1 rRNA gene is annotated in these 1,382 nt (G+C 51.4%); it reads right to left on the bottom strand.

What is annotated here, in order from left to right:
* Positions 1–33: 33 nt before the first annotated feature.
* Positions 34–1,382, bottom strand: a 23S ribosomal RNA gene (locus ACCD07_RS32240); the annotation flags it as partial.

The raw sequence follows: 1,382 nt of genomic DNA, 5'->3' as shown, positions 1-1,382 counted from the left end.
TACTTCTCATTCACCATAACCTGCCAAGGTTATAGGGACAAGCCGTACGGGCAATTAGTATCAGTTAGCTTAATGCATTACTGCACTTCCACACCTGACCTATCAACGTCCTGGTCTCGAACGACCCTTCAAAGAGCTCAAGGCTCTGGGAAATCTCATCTTAAGGCAAGTTTCCCGCTTAGATGCTTTCAGCGGTTATCTCTTCCAGACTTAGCTACCCGGCAATGCCACTGGCGTGACAACCGGTACACCAGAGGTCTGTCCACTCCGGTCCTCTCGTACTAGGAGCAGCCCCCTTCAAATTTCCAACGCCCACGGCAGATAGGGACCAAACTGTCTCACGACGTTTTAAACCCAGCTCACGTACCACTTTAAATGGCGAACAGCCATACCCTTGGGACCGGCTACAGCCCCAGGATGTGATGAGCCGACATCGAGGTGCCAAACTCCCCCGTCGATATGAACTCTTGGGAGGAATCAGCCTGTTATCCCCAGAGTACCTTTTATCCGTTGAGCGATGGCCCTTCCATACAGAACCACCGGATCACTATGTCCTACTTTCGTACCTGCTCGACTTGTCAGTCTCGCAGTTAAGCACGCTTATGCCATTGCACTATTAGCACGATGTCCGACCGTACCTAGCGTACCTTCGAACTCCTCCGTTACACTTTAGGAGGAGACCGCCCCAGTCAAACTGCCTACCATGCACTGTCCCCGATCCGGATAACGGACCAAGGTTAGAACCTCAAACAAACCAGGGTGGTATTTCAAGGTTGGCTCCACGAGAACTGGCGTCCCCGCTTCAAAGCCTCCCACCTATCCTACACAGATTGGTTCAAAGTCCAATGCAAAGCTACAGTAAAGGTTCATGGGGTCTTTCCGTCTAGCCGCGGGTAGATTGCATCATCACAAACACTTCAACTTCGCTGAGTCTCGGGAGGAGACAGTGTGGCCATCGTTACGCCATTCGTGCAGGTCGGAACTTACCCGACAAGGAATTTCGCTACCTTAGGACCGTTATAGTTACGGCCGCCGTTTACTGGGACTTCAATCAAGAGCTTGCACCCCATCATTTAATCTTCCAGCACCGGGCAGGCGTCACACCCTATACGTCCACTTTCGTGTTTGCAGAGTGCTGTGTTTTTATTAAACAGTCGCAGCCACCAGTTTATTGCAACCCGTTCACCCTTCTGGCGCAAGCCAGTCAAGCTACAAGGGCGTACCTTTTCCCGAAGTTACGGTACCAATTTGCCGAGTTCCTTCTCCCGAGTTCTCTCAAGCGCCTTAGAATACTCATCTCGCCCACCTGTGTCGGTTTGCGGTACGGTCTCGTATGACTGAAGCTTAGAGGCTTTTCTTGGAACCACTTCCGATTGCTTCAG

The sequence above is a fragment of the Duganella sp. Dugasp56 genome (assembly GCF_047304105.1).
Taxonomy (GTDB): domain Bacteria; phylum Pseudomonadota; class Gammaproteobacteria; order Burkholderiales; family Burkholderiaceae_D; genus Rugamonas; species Rugamonas hordei.
Note: the sequence above shows the minus strand (reverse complement) of the source record. Positions and strands in the feature narration are given on the sequence as shown.